Below are 18,825 nucleotides of genomic sequence, written 5' to 3' on the forward strand. Positions count from 1 at the left end.
GCCCATGACCCGAATCGTCACCCGAACCTGCCCACCCGCCGACGCGCATGCCCTTGCGCGGCATGGCATCCATCCGGTGCTCGCGCGGCTGTATGCATCGCGCGGCATCGGTGCGCCCTCCGACGTGGAAACCGCGCTGGCGCGACTCCTGCCACCAACGCAGCTCTCAGGCGCCGACGCTGCGGCCGCGCTGCTGGCCGATGCGATTGCCGCGCGACGGCAAATCCTGGTGGTAGCCGACTATGATTGCGATGGCGCAACGGCATGCGCGGTGGCCGTGCGCGGCCTGCGCCTGTTCGGTGCGCATATCGACTACCTGGTGCCAAACCGGTTCGAATACGGTTACGGACTGACGCCGGATATCGTCGAACTGGCCGCCCGCCGCCCTGGCGCACGCCCCGACCTGCTGGTCACTGTCGACAACGGGATCGCCAGCGTAGACGGCGTGGCGGCTGCCAACGCGCTCGGCATCGATGTGCTGATTACCGATCACCACCTGCCCGGCGACACGCTGCCCGCGGCACGCGCGATCGTCAACCCGAACCAACTGGGCTGCGCATTTCCGAGCAAGCACCTGGCCGGCGTCGGCGTGATGTTCTACGTGCTACTGGCGCTGCGCGCGCTATTGCGCGAGCGCGGCGCCTTCGATGGCCGCCCCGAGCCGCGGCTGGACGGTCTGCTCGACTTGGTCGCGCTGGGCACGGTGGCCGACGTCGTACGACTGGATGCGAACAATCGTGTGCTGGTTGCACAGGGCCTTCAGCGCATCCGTAACGGCAAGATGCAACCAGGCGTGGCCGCGCTTTTCCGGGTGGCCGCGCGCGATGCGCGCAACGCATCCGCATTCGACCTAGGGTTTGCATTGGGGCCGCGACTGAATGCGGCGGGTCGGCTCTCCGACATGTCGCTTGGCATCGAATGCCTGGTCACCGACGATGCGCAGCGCGCCGATGCACTGGCACAGCAACTCGATGCAATGAACCGCGAACGGCGTGAAATCGAGGCGGGGATGCAGGAGCAAGCGCTGGCCGAGCTCGCACAGCTCGATCCGCGCGATGCGGCCACGATCACGCTATTCAACCCGGCGTGGCACCAGGGCGTGATTGGCATCGTCGCCGGCCGGCTCAAGGAGCGCTTCCACCGGCCGGCGATCACGTTCGCGCCGGCCGACGAGTCGGGCGAGCGCGTGAAAGGCTCGGGACGCTCGATCCCAGGCTTTCACTTGCGCGACGCGCTGGACCTAGTCTCCAAGCGGGAGCCCGGACTGATCGAGCGCTTTGGCGGCCACGCGATGGCCGCCGGCCTCACGCTGCGCACCGACGACGTACCGCGCTTCGCGGCGGCATTCGAGGCGCTGGCGCGCGAATGGCTGAACGAGGATGCACTCGCGCGACAGATCGAGACCGACGGCGAGCTAGAGGACGCTTATCACACACCATCGTTCGTCGCGCTGATCGACAACGCGGTATGGGGCCAAGGTTTCCCGGCGCCGGTTTTTTCGGGAGAATTCGACGTGCTGTCGCAGTCACTCGTCAAGGAACGGCATTTGAAGTTGCAGCTTGCCCGCGGGCGCCAGCGCTTTGCAGCAATTTGGTTCAATCACATTGACACGCTTCCGGCACGGGCGCTGTTCGCCTACCGGCTCGTGCGCGATACCTGGAATGGTGTGTCGCGTGTGCAGTTAGTCGTCGAGCATGCGGCGCCCTGATGTCGATCCGCTATAATTTACCCTTTTTGCAAGGCCCCGATCGACATGGAAGCAGAACGTCTGAACGCGATCGAAGCGACCCTCACCGACCTGCGCAAGCGCGCGGCAGAACTACGGGGGTATCTTTGACTTCGATGCGAAACAAGCTCGCCTAACGGAAGTCAACACGGCGCTCGAGGACCCGAACGTCTGGAGCGACGCGAAGCAGGCGCAGGCGCTCGGTCGCGAGAAGAAGCTGCTCGACGCGGTCGTGCAGATGCTCTCGGCGCTGCACGGCGACCTAACAGACACGCAGGAGCTGTTCGAACTGGCCAACGAGGAACAGGACGATGACACGCTCCTGGCCTGCGAGCGCGACGTGCAGGCCCTGGAGCGCCGCGTGGCGGACATCGAGTTTCGCCGGATGTTCAATAATCCGGCCGATCCGAACAACTGCTTCGTCGACATCCAGGCCGGCGCCGGCGGCACCGAGGCACAGGACTGGGCGTCGATGCTATTGCGCCAGTATCTGCGCTACTGTGAGCGCAAGGGCTTCAAGGCCGAAGTGCTTGAGCAGTCCGATGGTGAAGTGGCAGGCATCAAGAATGCCACGGTCAAGGTCGAAGGCGAGTATGCCTATGGCTACCTGCGCACCGAGACCGGCATCCACCGCCTGGTGCGCAAGTCGCCGTTCGATTCATCCGGCGGCCGCCATACGTCGTTCTCGTCGGTGTTCGTGTATCCGGAAGTGGACGAATCGATCGACATCGACGTCAACCCGGCCGACCTGCGCATCGACACGTTTCGCGCCTCCGGGGCCGGCGGCCAGCACATCAACAAGACCGACTCGGCGGTGCGCATCACGCATGTGCCGTCCGGCATCGTCGTGCAGTGCCAGAACGATCGATCGCAGCATCGAAACCGCGCCGAGGCGATGGCGATGCTCAAATCACGTCTGTACGAGGCGGAGATGCGCAAACGCCAGGCCGAGCAGGACAAGCTCGAATCGAGCAAGACCGACGTGGGCTGGGGCCACCAGATCCGCTCCTACGTGCTCGACCAGAGCCGCGTGAAAGACTTGCGCACAAACGTCGAAATCAGCAACACACGTGCGGTGCTCGACGGGGACCTCGACGATTTCATCAGCGCGAGCCTGAAGCAAGGCGTATAACTGCGAGCGCAATTGACCATGACCGAAAAGAATCCCAATGCCACGCAGGCCGGCATCGACAGCGACGACAACGCGATCATCGCGGAGCGCCGCGACAAGCTGCGGGCGCTGCGCGAGCAAGGTGTCGCGTATCCGAACGACTTCCGCCCGGAAAACAACGCGGCAGATCTGCACGCTCGCTTTGCCAACACCGACAAGGACGCCGTCGAAGCGCACGCGCTCAACGTATCGATTGCCGGCCGGATGATGCTCAAGCGCGTCATGGGCAAGGCAAGCTTCGCGACCGTGCAGGACGGCACCGGTCAGATCCAGTTCTTCATCACGCCGGCTGATGTCGGTGCTGATGTCTACGATGCATTCAAGAAATGGGACCTGGGCGACATCATCGCGGCGTACGGCGTGCTGTTCCGGACCAACAAGGGCGAGCTGTCGGTACGCTGCATTGGGCTGCGGCTGCTGTCCAAGGCCATCCGACCGCTACCGGACAAGTTTCATGGGTTGTCCGACCAGGAAACGCGCTACCGGCAGCGCTACGTGGATCTGATCGTCACGCCCGAAGCACGCCAGACGTTCCAGGCGCGCACGCGCGCGATCGCATCGATCCGCCAGTTCATGACGAATGCGGGCTTTATGGAAGTCGAGACGCCGATGCTGCACCCGATTCCGGGCGGCGCGGCGGCCAAGCCGTTCATCACGCACCACAATGCGCTGGACATGCAGATGTTCCTGCGCATCGCGCCGGAGCTGTACCTGAAACGGCTAATCGTCGGCGGATTTGACCGCGTATTCGAAATCAACCGGAATTTCCGCAACGAAGGGGTCTCGCCGCGGCACAATCCGGAATTCACGATGATGGAGTTCTACGCCGCGTACACCGACTACCGCTGGCTGATGGACTTCACTGAGCAGTTGATCCGGCAAGCGGCGCTGGACGCACGGGGTACGACGGCGATCCACTATCAGGGGCGCGAACTGGACTTAAGCCAGCCCTTTCACCGCTTAACGATCACCGGCGCGATCCAGAAGTATGCGCCGCAATACAGCGACGCACAGCTTGCTGACAGCGACTGGCTACGTGCCGAATTGCGCCGGCTCGGCGTCGATACCCACGACGCGCCGTTGCGCAACGCCGGCGTGGGCGCGCTGCAGCTTGCCCTGTTCGAGGAAACCGCTGAAGCGCAGTTGTGGGAGCCGACCTATATCGTCGACTATCCGGTGGAAGTGTCGCCGCTCGCGCGGGCGTCGGACACGGTCCCCGGCATTACCGAGCGCTTCGAGTTGTTCATTACCGGACGCGAGATGGCAAACGGCTTCTCGGAACTGAACGATCCGGAGGACCAAGCGGCGCGCTTTCGCAAGCAGGTCGAGCAGAAAGATGCCGGCGACGAGGAAGCGATGTACTACGATGCCGACTACATCCGCGCGCTCGAATACGGCATGCCGCCGACCGGTGGATGCGGTATCGGCATCGACCGGCTCGTGATGTTGCTGACCGACAGCCCGAGCATCCGTGACGTGATCCTATTCCCGCACCTGCGGCGCGAGGATTGACACGGCAATACGCGCGTACGATCGGCCGCGAGCGGGTCCGTGCGCCAACGTCGCCCTGAGGGCCGGCAATTGCCGGCCCTAATTATTTGTAACAAACGGTAAAGCGGCACGGGTGTGGCGGCCAGTACGCCGCAATTGGTTACAACTTGAAACCGACAACGGGCGGGGCATCGCGCAGACTAGGCGCAATCGAAAAGCGCCCCTTTCGTGAAAGTCAAAAATGGAAAGCCCACGCAAACTTCACCCGTTGGTCGCGGCCGCCGCGGTCGGGGTCATCATTGCTAGCCTGGCCGCGACCGCGGCCGTCACGGGGTTGCTGCCCAACGCATCCAGCAGCAGTAGCGCGCGCAGCGATGCCGCGCCAATTACCCAAACTGTGCAGCAACCGGTCATGAATGCCGCCGCACCGGCTGCTGCAGTGCAGTCGAGCGCTACGTTGCCCCAGGCGCCATCATCCGCACAGCAATCGGCGCCGCCCCCCGCGTCGTATGCGTCACGTGTGCAGCAATCGGGCGGTGCAGCCATGCCCGCGCCGCCCGCTGGCTACGCGCGAAATGGCACTGGACCCGGCGCCGAGCCACAATATGCACCGCCCCGTGCGGCAGCGTGCGCATCATGCGGCACCGTGGAGTCGGTCGTTCCTGTTCGGCGCGAAGGCCATAGCACAGGACTCGGCGCGGTCGGCGGCGCGGTGGCAGGCGGCGTGATCGGCAACCAGTTCGGCGGCGGCGGTGGACGTACCGCGATGACGCTGCTCGGCGCACTCGGCGGCGGACTGGCCGGCAACTCGGTCGAGAAACATATGCGCAGTGAAACGGACTATCGGGTCCACGTACGGATGCAGAACGGCAAACTGCGCTACTTCACGTACCGGCAGCCTCCTTCCTTCCAGCCCGGCGAGCGCGTACAAATCGAAAACGGCGCGCTAACGCACGCCGGTTGACAGGCCACAGACTGGGACACCAGCGACGCAGATAAGGGACGTGCGCGAGGTTTAGTAGTCGGCGTCTTCGATCCACGCGGCCTGGATCGCCTCGAGAATCTTTTCGCTCGAGCGCTCCGGGTCGTCGTCAAAGCCGTCCAGTTCCGTCACCCATCGATGCAGGTCAGTGAAACGCACATATTGAGGGTCAACGTCGGGATGGGCATCGGTCAGTGCCATCGCGATGTCGTTCGTGTCGGTCCATTTCATCGCTGCCGCCCTCCTCGGACTCAGTGGTTTTCCTTCGCATGATTGATCGAGTATTTCGGAATCTCGATCACCAGATCCGCATTTTGCGGCACCTTGGCCTGACACGATAACCGGGAAGTCGGCTCCAGGCCCCAAGCCTTGTCCAGCAGGTCGTCCTCATCCTCCTCGGACGGTGCCAGCGCATCGAATCCTTCGCGCACGATCACGTGGCACGTGGTGCACGCGCACGACTTCTCGCACGCATGCTCGATCTCGATTCCAGCATCCAGCAACGTATCGCAGACGCTCGTGCCAGGCTCGGCTTCAAGCACCGCTCCCTCGGGGCACAATTCGACATGGGGCAAAACAACGATTTGAGGCATTGGAAAACAGTCCTGTAAAGCGGCAGTGGCGGCAACGATCAGCCAATTTCGTCAAGCTTACGGCCAGCGAGCGCGCCACGAATACTCTTGTCCATGCGCCGCGCGGCGAACTCGTCGGTCGCGGCCGCCAGGGCTTTCGTCGCCTCGTCGATGCGGTCCGCGTCGTCGCCGTCAACCACGGCGCGCAGCGCGTTCAATTTGGCATCGACGTCGGCACGCTCGGCAGCGTCGAGCAATTCCCCATCGGCCGCCAGCGCCGCGTCGGTTGCGTCCACCAGGCGCCGCGCGTCGATTTGTGCTTCGCGTAACGCCCTCGCGCGCATGTCGCGCTCCGCGCTGCTGAAACTATCCTCGAGCATCCGCGCGATATCGTTATCACCCAGCCCGTACGACGGCTTAACGACCACTGCGGCCTGCGTTCCCGACTGCAATTCGCAAGCGGACACGGACAACAGCCCGTCCGCATCGACCTGAAATGTGACGCGGATCCGAGCGGCGCCGGCGGTCATCGGCGGAATGCCACGCAACTCGAAACGCGCGAGCGAGCGACAGTCGGACACCAATTCACGCTCGCCTTGCACCACGTGAATGGCCATCGCGCTCTGGCCGTCCTTGAACGTCGTGAATTCCTGCGCCCGTGCCACAGGAATCGTCGAGTTCCGCGGAATGATCTTCTCCACCAGCCCGCCCATCGTCTCCAATCCGAGCGACAGCGGTATCACGTCGAGCAGCAACCAGTCGTCACCCTCGCGCCGGTTGCCGGCCAGCACGTCGGCCTGGATCGCGGCGCCCAGTGCGACGACCTGGTCCGGATCCAAGTCGGTCAACGGCGCCTTGCCGAAATACTGCTCGACAGCACGCCGCACGCCACGCATACGCGTGGAGCCGCCTACCAGCACGATGCCGTCGAAGTCCTGCGGCCCCGCCTTCGCATCGCGCAACGCCTTGCGCGTGAGCGCCAGCGTACGTTCGACCAGCGGCTGGGTCATGGTCGCGAATTCGGCTTCCGTGAGCGTCAGCACGACGCGCCGGCCGCAGGATAACGTGACGTCGAGCACGGCCTCATCCTGAGCCGACAGCGTTTCCTTCGCAACACGCACCGCATCCAGCAGCGCTCGCACGTCCTGCGGCGGCAGCGTGCCAAGCGCCGCGCGGTTCAGCACATGCCGATACAGCGCCTGATCGAAGTCATCGCCGCCCAGCGCCGAATCGCCACCCGTGGACAGCACCTCGAACACGCCGCGCGTGAGCTTGAGCACCGACAAGTCAAATGTGCCGCCACCCAAGTCGTACACCGCGTATAGCCCTTGCGCACCGCTGTCCAGCCCATAGGCGATTGCCGCGGCGGTCGGCTCGTTCAACAAGCGCAACACGTTCAAGCCAGCGAGCTGTGCGGCATCTTTCGTGGCCTGCCGCTGTGCGTCGTCAAAATACGCGGGAACTGTGATGACGGCCCCGACTATTTCGTCACCGAGCGTATCCTCGGCGCGCTGCCGCAATGTCGCGAGGATCTCCGCGGAGACCTCGACCGGGCTGCGCACGCCGTCCACGGTCTGCAGCTGGACCATGCCAGGCGCATCGATGAACGCGTAAGGTGCGTTGTCCAGGTCCTGCACGTCGGCCTTGCCGCGCCCCATGAAGCGCTTGACCGAGACAATTGTGTTGCGCGGATCCAACGCCGCCTCTTCCTTCGCCGGATAACCGATCTTGCGCCCACCGCCAGGCAGGTAGCGAACGACGGATGGCAGCAACGCCCGCCCTTCGTCGTCAGGCAGCACCTCCGGGATGCTGTTGCGCACCGCGGCCACCAGCGAGTGGGTTGTCCCAAGGTCGATGCCGATGGCGATTCGGCGCTGATGCGGCGCCGGCGCCATGCCGGGTTCGGAGATTTGCAGTAAGGCCATCTTTATCCATGTGGGATACGATGCCGGGCGCGTGACGATCGCGCCTCGCATCGGGCGGCAAGCTTCACGCCGCCTCCAATTTGTCGATCTGTGCGTCGATTTCGTGTGCGACCCGTTCGATAAACATCAACTGGCGCACCGCTTCGGCCGCCGGCTGGTCCGCACCGGAATCGAGCCATTCGCCGAGCCGCACGAGCCGTGCCGATTCCTCGTCCCGCAACTCGCGTAGCAGCGTCTGCAGCGCATCAACATTGCGCGCCGCAGCCGCATCCTCGGTCCGCTCGCGCCATTCCATTTGCTGCATCAGGAACGCCGGTTCCATCGCGGTATTGTTTTCCGCACCGACGTCGATGCCACGTAGGTGCAACAGATAGGTCGCGCGTCGCAGTGGCGACTTCAGTGTCTGATACGCCTCATTCGCGCGCGTTGCCCATTGCATCGCGATGCGCTTTTGCGCGTCGCCAGCTGAAGTGAAACGGTCCGGATGCACCTGCGCCTGCACGGCGCGATAGGCATCATCGAGCACGCGCGCGTCTAACCCGAAACGCTCGGGCAATTGGAACAATTCGAAGTGGTTTTGAGTCAGCGAAGGCATGGTCGGAAATCACAACTGGCGCCCTACTATTCGGTGGCGCCGAGGGAATACGCCAATGGCGCCAAAGACAACATGCGACGACTCAGACGCGGAACGACTCGCCGCACCCGCATTCGTCCTTCACGTTCGGGTTGTTAAACCGGAACCCCTCGTTCAGCCCCTCGCGAGCGAAATCCAGTTCTGTGCCGTCGATGTACGCCAGGCTCTTCGGATCGACGATGACCTTAATCCCATGACTCTCGAACACCATGTCGCCGGAGTCCAGTTCATCGACGTATTCGAGCTTATACGCCAGACCCGAGCAGCCGGTCGTGCGCACCCCGAGCCGCAGCCCGATGCCCTTGCCGCGGCGCGTCAGATACTTCTGCACGTGCTGTGCTGCTTTTTCCGTCAAAGTGATCGCCATCGTCGTTCGCCGGTCCGGCCGGCCATCATTCATCGGTTCACCCACTGCCGCGCTTGACCGGCCTGACCGGCCGGTCGCGCGGCTCTCCGCGTCAAGCCGTCGCTTCGCCCGCCTGGACAGCAAGTTCGTCGGCCACCGCCACACGTCGCTTCTTGTAGTCAGCCACCGCCGCCTTGATCGCGTCTTCCGCCAAAATCGAGCAGTGGATCTTCACCGGTGGCAGCGCCAACTCCTCGGCGATCTGGGTATTCTTGATCGATAGTGCCTGATCCAGCGTCTTGCCTTTGACCCATTCCGTCACCAGCGAACTGGACGCGATCGCGGAGCCGCAGCCATAGGTCTTGAACTTCGCGTCCTCGATGGTCCCATCCGCGCCGACCCGGATCTGCAGCTTCATCACGTCGCCGCACGCCGGCGCACCGACCATACCGGTGCCGACCGCGTCGTCGTCCTTCGCAAACGACCCGACATTGCGCGGGTTTTCATAGTGATCCAAAACCTTGTCGCTATAAGCCATTGCAGTACTCCTTGCTGTATCGGTAGAGGTTCAAGCCGTCGCGCTCAATGCGCAGCCCATTGGATCGACGACAGGTCGATCCCTTCCTGATGCATTTCCCACAGCGGCGAAAGCTCGCGTAGCTTCGCGATCTTGTTGTTCAACAACTCGATCACGTAGTCCACTTCCTGCTCGGTCGTAAAGCGTCCCACCGTGAAGCGGATCGAGCTATGTGCCAGCTCGTCGTTACGACCCAGCGCGCGCAGTACGTACGACGGCTCCAGCGACGCGGACGTACAGGCAGAACCAGACGATACCGCGACATCCTTGACCGCCATGATCAGAGACTCGCCCTCGACGAAATTGAAGCTCACGTTCAGGTTGTGCGGCACGCGCGCATGCATGTCGCCGTTCACGTACACCTCGTCGATCCGCATCAGGCCGTTGAGCAAGCGATCGCGCAGCATCCGCACCCGCTCGTTCTCGGTGGCCATTTCCTCGCGGGCCAGCCGGAACGCCTCGCCCATGCCCACAATCTGATGGGTGGCGAGCGTGCCGGAGCGCATGCCCCGCTCATGGCCACCGCCGTGCATCTGCGCCTCGATCCGCACGCGCGGCTTACGCCGCACATACAGCGCACCGATCCCCTTCGGCCCATATGTCTTATGCGCGGAAAACGACATCAGGTCGACCTTCAACTTCTGTAGGTCGATTTCGACCTTGCCGGTCGCCTGCGCGGCATCGACATGGAACACGATCCCTTTTTGCCGGCAGATCTCGCCGATCGCCGCAATATCCTGGATCACGCCAATCTCGTTGTTCACATGCATCACCGACACGAGAATGGTGTCCGGCCGCAACGCCGCACTGAATGCCTCCAGGTCAAGCAGACCATTGTCGCGCACGTCCAGGTACGTCACCTCGAAGCCCTGTCGCTCCAGTTCGCGCGTGGTGTCGAGCACGGCCTTGTGCTCGGTCTTCACCGTGACAATGTGCTTGCCCTTACTGCGATAAAAATTCGCCGCGCCCTTCAGCGCCAGGTTGTCCGACTCGGTTGCACCCGACGTCCAGATGATCTCACGCGGATCGGCATTGACCAACGCGGCCACCTGCTCGCGCGCCTGCTCAACCGCGCGCTCGGCTTCCCAGCCATACGCATGGCTACGCGAGGCCGGGTTGCCGAATTGCTCGCGCAGGTACGGGATCATCTTATCCGCCACGCGCGGGTCAATGGGCGTCGTCGCGCTGTAGTCCATGTAGATGGGCAGGTGGAACGGGGGATTTTTCATGTGGGGCTCCGCAAGTCTGTGTCTGCTGCCAATACGTGTGTCCGTATGTCGCGTCGCCGTCCGCTCAGGACTGCGCGATGTTGAACACGGAATTCGGTCCTTTCGGCCCGACGCGGACCGTGTCCGGCGCTACCGGCTCGCCTCGCCGGTCGAGCCGCACCGGCGAGGCACTCTCGCGCGAACGCTGTTGGTCGACTAAGTCCTGCAGCGACACGGAATCGAGGTACTCGACCATCTTCTGGTTCAGCGTCGACCACAATTCATGCGTCATGCAATGGCCGTCTGGCTGCTTGGTGCCCTCGCACGTGCCCTTGCCACCGCACTGCGTCGCGTCCAGCGGCTCGTCAACAGCGATAATGATGTCGGCCACGGTCACCTCGTCGGCGCGGCGCGCGAGATTGTAGCCGCCGCCCGGTCCGCGCACCGACTCGACGATCTCGTGCCGGCGCAACTTGCCAAACAGCTGCTCCAAATAAGACAGCGAGATCCGCTGCCGCTGACTGATGCCCGCGAGCGTCACGGGGCCCTTCTCTTGGCGCAGCGCCAAGTCGATCATCGCGGTAACGGCGAAGCGGCCTTTTGTAGTGAGTCTCATGGTGTGGGGCACCCGTAATTCTCGACGATTTTTGTCAAGTATAGATATCCTAGCATTTTAGTCAAGTACCCCTACCGCGGTCAGGGATAGAATAGTGCACTGCCCCATGCGGCAACGTGCGCTGCCGTCGGCCCGCGCGCTCCGTGTCGCTTAGATCGCGTAGCGATGCCGCAACTGCGCAAGCAAGCCGTCGCAGGCGTCCTCGACTTCGTCAAGCACGCGCTCGAAGCCCTCGTGGCCACCGAAATAAGGATCGTCAACGATGTCGCTATCGTAACGGCGCGCGAACTCCATTAGCAGCCGGATCTTATGCCCATGCTCGGACGGGCAGCGACGTCGCAGCTCGGCGACGTTGTCATGATCCATCGCGAGCAGCAAATCGAACCGCGCAAAATCGCCGGCGCTGACCTGCCGGGCACGCAACGCATCCAATGCGTAACCCCGCGACATCGCGGCGCGGCACGCACGGGGGTCGGGTGCGGCACCTACATGCCAGTCTCCAGTGCCGGCCGAGTCTAAGTGGATCGTGTCGGCCAGCCCGGCCTCGTATACCTTGGCGCGCATCACCGCTTCGGCGGTGGGGGAACGGCAGATGTTGCCAAGGCAGACAAAAAGCAGCGCGACGGTTTTCATGGGTTTGAATGTTCGGAGCGCCGCAATTCTACGCCGGAATCCATGCTCGTGCTGCACGCTTGTGCCGATAGGCACGATTGCCGCGGCGTGCGCGATGCGTGAGTTGAACGGCTCAGCCGTGCAGGTCGGCCAGCGGATGCGCGTCGGCGCGCCACGGCGAGCGCAGTATCGCGGCCACATCCTCTTCGCGGACCTCGGCCAGCGTGGCCGGCGCCCAGCGCGGCCGCTTGTCCTTGTCGATCAGATGCGCCCGCACCCCTTCGCAGAAATCGCCGTCGTCGATCGCCTGTGTGGCAATCGCCAGTTCCATCCGCAGACATTCAGCCAGCGTCATGTGGCGTCCCCGCAGCAACGCCTGCCGCGTCACGTTGAGCATGGTGGGGGAATAGGCGGTCAGCGCATCGAGGGTCGCGCTGAGCCATTCGCGCTCGGCCTCGCGGGGACCGGCCGACAGATGGCCGTGTAGCGACGCAACGATCTGCTCAACCGAGTGGCGAGGATTGAAATGACGCATGGCTAGCGCGCGCCAATCGTCCACGGTACTGCGTACCGGCTCGTGATCGGGGCCGCCGAATGCCTGCTTCAGCGCACGCTCGATGTCCGTGGTGTCCGCTTCACACAGTCGCACGTCAAAATCGCGCAACGCATCGGCGTCAACCAGCAGATCGGCCAATCCGAGCCGCTGCGCATCGGCCCCGCTGAGCGTCACGCCGGTCAATCCAACATACAATTCCAACTCCACCGGCATCACGGCCAAGAATCGCGTGGCCCCCACGTCTGGCACGAAACCGATTCGCGTTTCCGGCATCGCGATCCGGCTACGTTGGGTGGCAACCCGCAGCGAGGCACCCTGTGCCAACCCCATCCCGCCGCCCATCGTAATGCCGTCCATCAGCGCTACCACGGGCTTAGGGAAATGATGCAGCGTGAAATCGAGCCGATATTCGTCAATGAAGAACGCTTGCCACGAGCGCTCGCCGGCGCTCGCCAGCCGGTACAGCGCCCGCACATCGCCCCCTGCGCAAAAGCCCTTATCACCGGCGCCGCGCAGCACTAGCGCCAAAATCCGGTCGTCCGCCCGGCATTGCTCGACCCATTGCGCCAGCGTGCGCACCATCGAATGCGACAGCGCGTTCAGCGCATCGGAACGATTCAACGTCACGACCGCCACCCGATTGATCACCTGATAACTCAAATGCTCGGCTGTCACCGGTACGTCGGCCGGAATATCACGCCGCGCTCCGGCGGCGGCCTCAACCACGCCCGCTGCGGGCGACCCTGTCTTCATAACCCTTCCTCGTATCACGCTGACCAGCACGGCGCGCGTGCTAGACATGCCGTGCAATCACCATCCGCTGTACCTCGCTTGTTCCTTCATAGAGCTGCGTAATGCGCGCATCACGGTAGTGTCGCTCGACGGCATAGCCCTCGAGATAGCCGTATCCGCCATGCACCTGGATCGCGCTGGAGCACACCCGCTCGGCCATCTCCGACGCGTACAGCTTGGCCTGCGACGCCTCGGACAGGCACGGCTTGCCAGCGGTGCGCAAGCGCGCCGCGTGATGCACGAGCAAGCACGCCGCGTTCAGTTGCGTGGCCATGTCCGCCAGCATATTGGCCACGCTCTGGTGCTCGCGCAGCGGCTTGCCGAACTGCACCTACGCGCGCCGCTCGGGTGCCGGCTACGTACAGATTCGCGCGAAACGATTAGAGTCCTGCATCATCCCGTTCGCATCTTTCACCATACGAGATACAATCAGGTTTCTACTGCAGCATAGCGGTATCCATGATGAGCGACCTGAACGCAGAAGCCAAGACCTCGATCCAGGTAATCGACCGGATGATGCGGCTGCTCGACACGCTCGCCGCGTATAGCGATCCTGTCAGCCTCAAGGACCTCGCGCAACGCACCGAGCTTCATCCCTCGACCGCCCATCGAATCCTGAACGACATGGTAACGTGCCGGCTCGTCGATCGTTCGGATCCGGGCACGTACCGCCTGGGCATGCGCCTGCTCGAGTTGGGCAATCTGGTAAAAGCCCGGTTGTCGGTGCGCGACGCCGCGCTCGGCCCAATGCGCGAACTGCACCGGCTCACTGGGCAAACGGTGAACCTATCTGTTAGGCAGGGTGACGAAATCGTCTATATCGAACGCGCCTATTCGGAGCGCTCCGGCATGCAGGTGGTCCGCGCGATCGGTGGCCGCGCGCCGCTGCACCTGACGTCCGTCGGCAAGCTGTTCCTGGCCGCGGACGAAGCATCGCGCGTGCGCGCCTACGCAACGCGCACCGGGCTGGCCGGCCATACGCAGAACAGCATCACGGATCTGGCGAAGCTGGAACGCGAACTGGCACACGTGCGCCAGCAAGCGTGTGCACGTGACAATGAGGAACTGGAACTGGGCGTGCGATGCATCGCGGCTGGCATCTATGACGACAGCTCGAAACTGGTGGCAGGCCTGTCACTGTCCGCGCCGGCGGACCGCTTGCAAAACGCATGGCTCGCGCAGCTCACCCATACCGCGCTGGAAATTTCACAGGCGCTCGGGTACCAGCCGCCGGCGAACACCACCACGGCCGCCGCCGCGTGAAATGAACGGTCCCACCCACCAGTGGACAGTCCTATCCACCATCCGCCGGTATCACCGGCGAACGACGGACCCGCGAACACGCGCCGGCCCGGCCAGCGCCCGTGCGCGGATTGACCGCACGCCGGCACACGGGTGCAGTTCAGGTGCCAGCGCCGTTGGTTTGTGCGCTCGTCACGCGTTGCACTCCGCCATTGTCCATCCAATTGCGTAACCGTTGTGCATCGGCAAAGCGCGAATATTTGCCAAACGAGTCCAACAGCACCATGATCACGGGCCGGCCATGGATCGTTGCCTGCATGACCAGGCATTCGCCGGCCTCGTTGATGAAGCCGGTTTTCTGCAACCCGATGTCCCACGAAGTGTTGCGCACCAGCGCGTTCGTGCTGTTATAGGCGAGCGTGCGCTTGCCGGTGAACACATCATAGCTGCGGTCAGTGGAGAACTGGCGGATCAGCGGATACTGATATGCCGCATTGACCATCTTCGCGAGGTCGCGCGCGCTGGACACGTTCTGCGAGGTCAGGCCGGTCGCGTTCTGGAAATGGGTTTGGGCCATGCCCAATTCGGCGGCTTTGCGGTTCATCGCCGCGATGAACCCGGGCCGGCCGCCGGGATAGTAGCGCGACAGCGCCGCAGCAGCGCGATTCTCCGAGGCCATCAGCGCGATGTGCAGCATATCCTCGCGCGACAACGTCGAGCCGATCGACAACCGGGAACCGGTGCCCTTCTCGTAGTCGCGGTCCTCATCGGTCACCGTCAGCCTCTCATTGAGCAGCGCCTTCGAATCCAGCACGACCATCGCGGTCATCAGCTTCGTGATCGACGCGATCGGCACGACTGACGCCGAATTCTTGTCGTACAGTACCTCACCGGTGTTCTGATCGACCATGAAGCCCACCGTCGAGCGCAACGCCACGCTGCCGTCGGATTGCAGCGTGAACGCGCCTACTGCGGGCCTGGGCTGGTACGCGACCCGGCGCACGGCCGCATGGTGCGTACGGCCCTTCAGCCGCGCCGACACGCGCTGTTTCGACGGCTGCGCGGCGGCCAGTCGCACCACCTTGCTCGAGCGCGCGGCGCGGGCCTGCTGGGTCTTGGACGCGCGCTTCGCAGTCAACGCCTTGCCACCTTTGCGGGCGGCAGCATGGCTCGCACGGGATTCGCGCGCCGCCTTCGCGGCGGTGACAGCATACGCGTTGGCCGGCGCGACCAGCGCAGCCATCAGCACAGCTGAGCCGGCGATGGACAACGCCGTGCCGAAAGCAGCGACACAGATGCCTTTCAGCGATGAAAACAGGGTGCTTTTCATTCGTGTTATGACCGGATTTCCGAAAGTGTAGCCAAGCCCGGAATGACTAACCTATCAGTCACTTATCGCCAATACTTAACCCAAGATCTGTCAGGCGTTCAGGCAGACAATCGAGCCTCGCAGTGTAATTGAAATCAGTAATCAGGCGCGCACGGTGGTTCGCTACACCGTCGCTTAACGGTGTCTACCTCCGACTTAACGGTTGGGTGCCGCCGACGTTGAACCAGGATTACCCCGAGACAGCACAAGGATGCCTTCGTGCCGCGCTACAACAAATCAACGACCCAAACGTTCTCGAAATTGACACACAACTGTGCGTGTACATCCCGACTAGGCGAAGCGCAGTGTGCCGAGACGCTGCGTTGAGCGAGCCGCACTGGCTGCAGCGCCCCATCGGCTTACGTCGCTAAACACTTGTTTATTAAGTCGAAGCCTAATTTGCGCACTGCACAAAAAACTTGACACGCGCGCAAACGCGCCTAAAATGCGCATCATGCTGCACTGCACAACAGCGCGGCGGCCTTTCTCCCCACCAGCGGCCCCGCCAGGGTCGGATCAGGAGCGCAAGCATGAATCTGTTGACCCCCGAGCAAATCGCTGCCGCCCAGAAGGCGAATCTGGAAATGTGGTTTGGTTTGACGAACAAAGCGTTCGAAAGCGTCGAAAAACTCGTTGAACTGAACCTGCAAGCGGCAAAGTCTACACTGGCCGAATCTCAGGAAAACGCGCACCGCACGCTGTCGGTGAAGGATGCGCAGGAGCTGTTGTCGCTGCAAACCAGCCTGACGCAGCCTGCCGCGGAGAAGGTCCTGTCGTATGGCCGGCATCTGTACGAGATCGCGTCGGCCACGCAAGCTGAATTCGTTCGCGTTGCCGAAGCGCAGTACGAGGAACAAAGCCGCAAGGTGCAGGCGTTCATCGACAATGTCGCGAAGAACGCGCCGGCTGGCTCAGAAACCGCCGTCTCGGTGTTGAAGTCGGCGATCACCGCCGCGAGCACGACCTACGAAGCGGTGCAAAAGGCCACAAAGCAGGCGGTTGAGATCGCCGAAAGCAACTTCAACGCCGCCGCCACCGCTGCGTCGAAAGCTGCTCAGCAGGCGGCCGCACAGGCATCGCGCGCCGCCAAGAAGTAACGGCTACCCGCTCGGCGTCACAGAGCTAGCAGCGCCCGAGGCAACAGTGTGGTGCGTGAACCCATGCCGGCGCAAGGTTGAACGGCACGATGGTATCCGTGCGTGTTAACGGCCCATTTTACTTCTTGCGCTGCGGCGGCAAATCGGTGCAGACGCCCTCGTACAACTCCGCGGCCATCCCAACCGACTCGCCGAGCGTCGGGTGCGGATGAATCGTCTTGCCGATATCCGTCGCGTCCGCGCCCATTTCCACGGCCAGGCAAATCTCGCTGATCAAATCGCCCGCATTGAGTCCGACGATACCGCCGCCAATCACGCGATGGGTCTGCTCATCGAACAACAACTTCGTAAAGCCCTCGTCCCGGCCGTTCGCAATCGCGCGCCCGGAAGCAGCCCACGGAAACACGGCCTTGCCGTACTGGACGCCTTCGGCCTTTAGTTGCGCCTCTGTCTTGCCGGCCCATGCGACCTCGGGGTCGGTGTACGCCACCGAAGGAATCTGCAGCGCATCGAAGTAAGATTTTTCGCCGGCGGCGGCCTGCGCTGCCACATGCCCTTCGTGGACCGCCTTGTGCGCGAGCATCGGCTGACCCACGATATCGCCGATCGCATAGATGTGCGGCACGTTGGTACGCATCTGCTTGTCGACATCGATGAAACCGCGCTCGGTCACTGCAACGCCGGCACGCTCGGCGCCAATGCGCTTGCCGTTCGGACTGCGCCCGACTGCGACGAGCACTAAGTCGTAGCGCTGAGGACCCGTTGGCGCATGCTCGCCTTCGAAACTCACATAGATGCCGTCCGGTTTAGCTTCGGCAGCCGTGGTCTTGGTCTTCAGCATCACGTTTGCGAAGCGCTTTGCGTTGAACTTCTCCCATACTTTGACGAGGTCCCGGTCCGCGCCCTGCATCAAGCCATCGAGCATCTCGACCACGTCGATGCTCGCGCCGAGCGTCGAGTACACGGTGGCCATCTCGAGCCCGATGATTCCGCCGCCGATCACTAGCATCCGCTGCGGGATTTGCGGCAGCTCCAACGCGCCAGTGGAGTCGATGACGCGTGCGTCGTCGGGCAGGAACGGCAGTTTCACGGCTTGCGAGCCGGCCGCGATGATCGCCTGCTTGAACCGCACGATCTGCTTGCCGCCGTCGGCCCCCACCTCGAGATGGTAAGGGTCGACGAACGCCCCGACGCCGGCCACCACCTGCACCTTGCGCGCCTTGGCCATGCCAGCGAGCCCGGTCGTCAGCTTACGCACCACGCCGCTCTTGAACTCGCGCAGCTTACCCAAATCGATCTGCGGCTTGCCGAGCGTGATCCCATGCGCTGCCAGCGCCGCCGCCTCGTCAACGATGGCGGCGGTGTGCAGCAACGCCTTCGACGGAATGCACCCGACATTCAGGCAAACGCCGCCCAGTGTCGGATAGCGCTCGACGAGCACGGTTTTCAGGCCAAGGTCGGCAGCGCGAAACGCGGCCGAGTACCCGCCCGGGCCGGCGCCGAGCACCAACACGTCACATTCGATGTCGGCACTGCCCGCGGCCGGCGAGGTCGGCGCCGACGCAGCGGTCGGGGCGGACGCGGTGGCCGCAGCCGGCGACCTTGCCGCGGTGCGGCCGTCGTCGGCACGCGCCGCCTGGTCGGCAACCTCCATGATCGCAATCACGGTGCCCTCGGACACGTTGTCGCCGGCCTTGACCTTGACCTCCTTCACGGTGCCGGCGTAGTCGCTCGGCACCTCCATCGACGCCTTGTCGCTTTCTAGCGTCAACAGCGACTGCTCCTTGTCGATCGTATCGCCAGGCTGGACCAATACCTCGACCACGCTGACGTCCTTGAAATCGCCGATGTCGGGCACTTTCACTTCAACGAGACTCATCCACGTCCCCTTCTTGTTCGCGCAACGGGT

Annotated in this window: 18 protein-coding genes and 1 pseudogene; 6 read left to right on the plus strand and 13 right to left on the minus strand. The window is 63.3% G+C overall.

All coding sequences use genetic code 11. The features are described 5' to 3' along the window. Nucleotides 1–4 precede the first annotated feature (4 nt). From recJ to B0O95_RS06955, 4 genes are all read left to right on the plus strand, one after another. The gene (recJ, locus tag B0O95_RS06940; protein WP_104077240.1) at nucleotides 5–1,708 is read left to right on the plus strand and encodes a single-stranded-DNA-specific exonuclease RecJ; all 1,704 of its coding nucleotides are present in this window, start codon (nucleotides 5–7) and stop codon (nucleotides 1,706–1,708) included. Between the two features lie 45 nt (nucleotides 1,709–1,753). Next, nucleotides 1,754–2,858 (plus strand): peptide chain release factor 2 gene (gene prfB / locus B0O95_RS06945; RefSeq protein ID WP_104077241.1). Its coding sequence is split into 2 segments (ribosomal slippage): nucleotides 1,754–1,834 and nucleotides 1,836–2,858, totalling 1,104 coding nucleotides; the frame shifts between segments, so codons are not numbered across the junction. Nucleotides 2,859–2,876: 18 nt separating this feature from the next. Beyond that, the gene (gene lysS / locus B0O95_RS06950; protein ID WP_104077242.1) at nucleotides 2,877–4,409 is read left to right on the plus strand and encodes a lysine--tRNA ligase; all 1,533 of its coding nucleotides are present in this window, start codon (nucleotides 2,877–2,879) and stop codon (nucleotides 4,407–4,409) included. A 220-nt stretch (nucleotides 4,410–4,629) separates the two neighbouring features. Continuing rightward, nucleotides 4,630–5,352 carry a glycine zipper 2TM domain-containing protein gene (locus B0O95_RS06955; RefSeq protein ID WP_104077243.1) on the plus strand — a complete coding sequence of 241 codons (723 nt, stop codon included), beginning with the start codon at nucleotides 4,630–4,632 and terminating at the stop codon, nucleotides 5,350–5,352. A 51-nt stretch (nucleotides 5,353–5,403) separates the two neighbouring features. Here B0O95_RS06955 and iscX read toward each other — a convergent pair whose 3' ends face one another. From iscX to B0O95_RS07010, 11 genes and pseudogenes are all read right to left on the minus strand, one after another. After that, nucleotides 5,404–5,601 carry a Fe-S cluster assembly protein IscX gene (gene iscX / locus B0O95_RS06960; protein ID WP_104077244.1) on the minus strand — a complete coding sequence of 66 codons (198 nt, stop codon included), beginning with the start codon at nucleotides 5,599–5,601 and terminating at the stop codon, nucleotides 5,404–5,406. Nucleotides 5,602–5,621: 20 nt separating this feature from the next. Next, nucleotides 5,622–5,963 (minus strand): ISC system 2Fe-2S type ferredoxin, encoded by a 342-nt coding sequence (gene fdx / locus B0O95_RS06965; protein ID WP_104077245.1) that lies wholly within the window; start codon nucleotides 5,961–5,963, stop codon nucleotides 5,622–5,624. A gap of 38 nt (nucleotides 5,964–6,001) precedes the next feature. Next, nucleotides 6,002–7,867, minus strand: coding sequence for a Fe-S protein assembly chaperone HscA (hscA, locus tag B0O95_RS06970; RefSeq protein ID WP_104077246.1), 1,866 nt, complete (start codon nucleotides 7,865–7,867; stop codon nucleotides 6,002–6,004). A gap of 64 nt (nucleotides 7,868–7,931) precedes the next feature. Next, complete coding sequence (gene hscB / locus B0O95_RS06975) at nucleotides 7,932–8,462, minus strand: Fe-S protein assembly co-chaperone HscB (RefSeq protein ID WP_104077247.1); 531 nt, start codon at nucleotides 8,460–8,462, stop codon at nucleotides 7,932–7,934. A gap of 82 nt (nucleotides 8,463–8,544) precedes the next feature. Next, complete coding sequence (gene iscA, locus B0O95_RS06980) at nucleotides 8,545–8,868, minus strand: iron-sulfur cluster assembly protein IscA (protein WP_104077248.1); 324 nt, start codon at nucleotides 8,866–8,868, stop codon at nucleotides 8,545–8,547. Nucleotides 8,869–8,959: 91 nt separating this feature from the next. Continuing rightward, complete coding sequence (gene iscU / locus B0O95_RS06985) at nucleotides 8,960–9,385, minus strand: Fe-S cluster assembly scaffold IscU (protein WP_104077249.1); 426 nt, start codon at nucleotides 9,383–9,385, stop codon at nucleotides 8,960–8,962. A 44-nt stretch (nucleotides 9,386–9,429) separates the two neighbouring features. Continuing rightward, nucleotides 9,430–10,653, minus strand: a complete 1,224-nt coding sequence (locus B0O95_RS06990) for an IscS subfamily cysteine desulfurase (protein ID WP_104077250.1) — start codon at nucleotides 10,651–10,653, stop codon at nucleotides 9,430–9,432. Nucleotides 10,654–10,717: 64 nt separating this feature from the next. Then, a complete protein-coding gene (iscR, locus tag B0O95_RS06995; RefSeq protein ID WP_104077251.1) occupies nucleotides 10,718–11,248 on the minus strand; it encodes a Fe-S cluster assembly transcriptional regulator IscR in 531 nt (176 codons plus the stop codon). A 150-nt stretch (nucleotides 11,249–11,398) separates the two neighbouring features. Next, nucleotides 11,399–11,881 carry a low molecular weight protein-tyrosine-phosphatase gene (locus B0O95_RS07000; RefSeq protein WP_104077252.1) on the minus strand — a complete coding sequence of 161 codons (483 nt, stop codon included), beginning with the start codon at nucleotides 11,879–11,881 and terminating at the stop codon, nucleotides 11,399–11,401. 112 nt (nucleotides 11,882–11,993) lie between these two features. Then, the gene (locus B0O95_RS07005) at nucleotides 11,994–13,169 is read right to left on the minus strand and encodes an enoyl-CoA hydratase/isomerase family protein (protein ID WP_233203192.1); all 1,176 of its coding nucleotides are present in this window, start codon (nucleotides 13,167–13,169) and stop codon (nucleotides 11,994–11,996) included. Nucleotides 13,170–13,209: 40 nt separating this feature from the next. Next, a pseudogene (locus B0O95_RS07010) lies at nucleotides 13,210–13,539 on the minus strand (acyl-CoA dehydrogenase family protein); the annotation flags it as partial. 131 nt (nucleotides 13,540–13,670) lie between these two features. Here B0O95_RS07010 and B0O95_RS07015 point away from each other — a divergent pair. Continuing rightward, nucleotides 13,671–14,471 carry an IclR family transcriptional regulator gene (locus B0O95_RS07015; protein WP_104077306.1) on the plus strand — a complete coding sequence of 267 codons (801 nt, stop codon included), beginning with the start codon at nucleotides 13,671–13,673 and terminating at the stop codon, nucleotides 14,469–14,471. A gap of 139 nt (nucleotides 14,472–14,610) precedes the next feature. Here B0O95_RS07015 and pbpG read toward each other — a convergent pair whose 3' ends face one another. After that, nucleotides 14,611–15,780, minus strand: coding sequence for a D-alanyl-D-alanine endopeptidase (gene pbpG / locus B0O95_RS07020; RefSeq protein ID WP_104077253.1), 1,170 nt, complete (start codon nucleotides 15,778–15,780; stop codon nucleotides 14,611–14,613). A 569-nt stretch (nucleotides 15,781–16,349) separates the two neighbouring features. Between pbpG and B0O95_RS07025 the strand changes: the two genes are divergently transcribed. After that, on the plus strand, nucleotides 16,350–16,916 hold the full coding sequence (locus B0O95_RS07025) for a phasin family protein (RefSeq protein ID WP_104077254.1): 567 nt from the start codon (nucleotides 16,350–16,352) through the stop codon (nucleotides 16,914–16,916). 118 nt (nucleotides 16,917–17,034) lie between these two features. On the opposite strand, the gene lpdA is transcribed toward B0O95_RS07025, so the two are convergent. Next, the gene (gene lpdA, locus B0O95_RS07030; protein WP_104077255.1) at nucleotides 17,035–18,795 is read right to left on the minus strand and encodes a dihydrolipoyl dehydrogenase; all 1,761 of its coding nucleotides are present in this window, start codon (nucleotides 18,793–18,795) and stop codon (nucleotides 17,035–17,037) included. Nucleotides 18,796–18,825: the final 30 nt, after the last annotated feature.

This window comes from Mycetohabitans endofungorum (assembly GCF_002927045.1).
GTDB classification, from domain to species: Bacteria; Pseudomonadota; Gammaproteobacteria; order Burkholderiales; family Burkholderiaceae; genus Mycetohabitans; species Mycetohabitans endofungorum.

Bases quoted from the DNA above. Each gene is read 5' to 3' on its own strand.
- lpdA (WP_104077255.1), bottom strand. From the start codon at position 18,795: ATGAGTCTCGTTGAAGTGAAAGTGCCCGACATCGGCGATTTCAAGGAC.
- B0O95_RS06955 (WP_104077243.1), top strand. From the start codon at position 4,630: ATGGAAAGCCCACGCAAACTTCACCCGTTGGTCGCGGCCGCCGCGGTC.
- fdx (WP_104077245.1), bottom strand. From the start codon at position 5,963: ATGCCTCAAATCGTTGTTTTGCCCCATGTCGAATTGTGCCCCGAGGGA.
- lysS (WP_104077242.1), top strand. From the start codon at position 2,877: ATGACCGAAAAGAATCCCAATGCCACGCAGGCCGGCATCGACAGCGAC.
- hscB (WP_104077247.1), bottom strand. From the start codon at position 8,462: ATGCCTTCGCTGACTCAAAACCACTTCGAATTGTTCCAATTGCCCGAG.
- iscU (WP_104077249.1), bottom strand. From the start codon at position 9,385: ATGGCTTATAGCGACAAGGTTTTGGATCACTATGAAAACCCGCGCAAT.
- recJ (WP_104077240.1), top strand. From the start codon at position 5: ATGACCCGAATCGTCACCCGAACCTGCCCACCCGCCGACGCGCATGCC.
- pbpG (WP_104077253.1), bottom strand. From the start codon at position 15,780: ATGAAAAGCACCCTGTTTTCATCGCTGAAAGGCATCTGTGTCGCTGCT.
- iscX (WP_104077244.1), bottom strand. From the start codon at position 5,601: ATGAAATGGACCGACACGAACGACATCGCGATGGCACTGACCGATGCC.
- B0O95_RS07005 (WP_233203192.1), bottom strand. From the start codon at position 13,169: ATGAAGACAGGGTCGCCCGCAGCGGGCGTGGTTGAGGCCGCCGCCGGA.
- B0O95_RS07025 (WP_104077254.1), top strand. From the start codon at position 16,350: ATGAATCTGTTGACCCCCGAGCAAATCGCTGCCGCCCAGAAGGCGAAT.
- B0O95_RS07015 (WP_104077306.1), top strand. From the start codon at position 13,671: ATGAGCGACCTGAACGCAGAAGCCAAGACCTCGATCCAGGTAATCGAC.
- B0O95_RS06990 (WP_104077250.1), bottom strand. From the start codon at position 10,653: ATGAAAAATCCCCCGTTCCACCTGCCCATCTACATGGACTACAGCGCG.
- hscA (WP_104077246.1), bottom strand. From the start codon at position 7,867: ATGGCCTTACTGCAAATCTCCGAACCCGGCATGGCGCCGGCGCCGCAT.
- iscA (WP_104077248.1), bottom strand. From the start codon at position 8,868: ATGGCGATCACTTTGACGGAAAAAGCAGCACAGCACGTGCAGAAGTAT.
- B0O95_RS07000 (WP_104077252.1), bottom strand. From the start codon at position 11,881: ATGAAAACCGTCGCGCTGCTTTTTGTCTGCCTTGGCAACATCTGCCGT.
- iscR (WP_104077251.1), bottom strand. From the start codon at position 11,248: ATGAGACTCACTACAAAAGGCCGCTTCGCCGTTACCGCGATGATCGAC.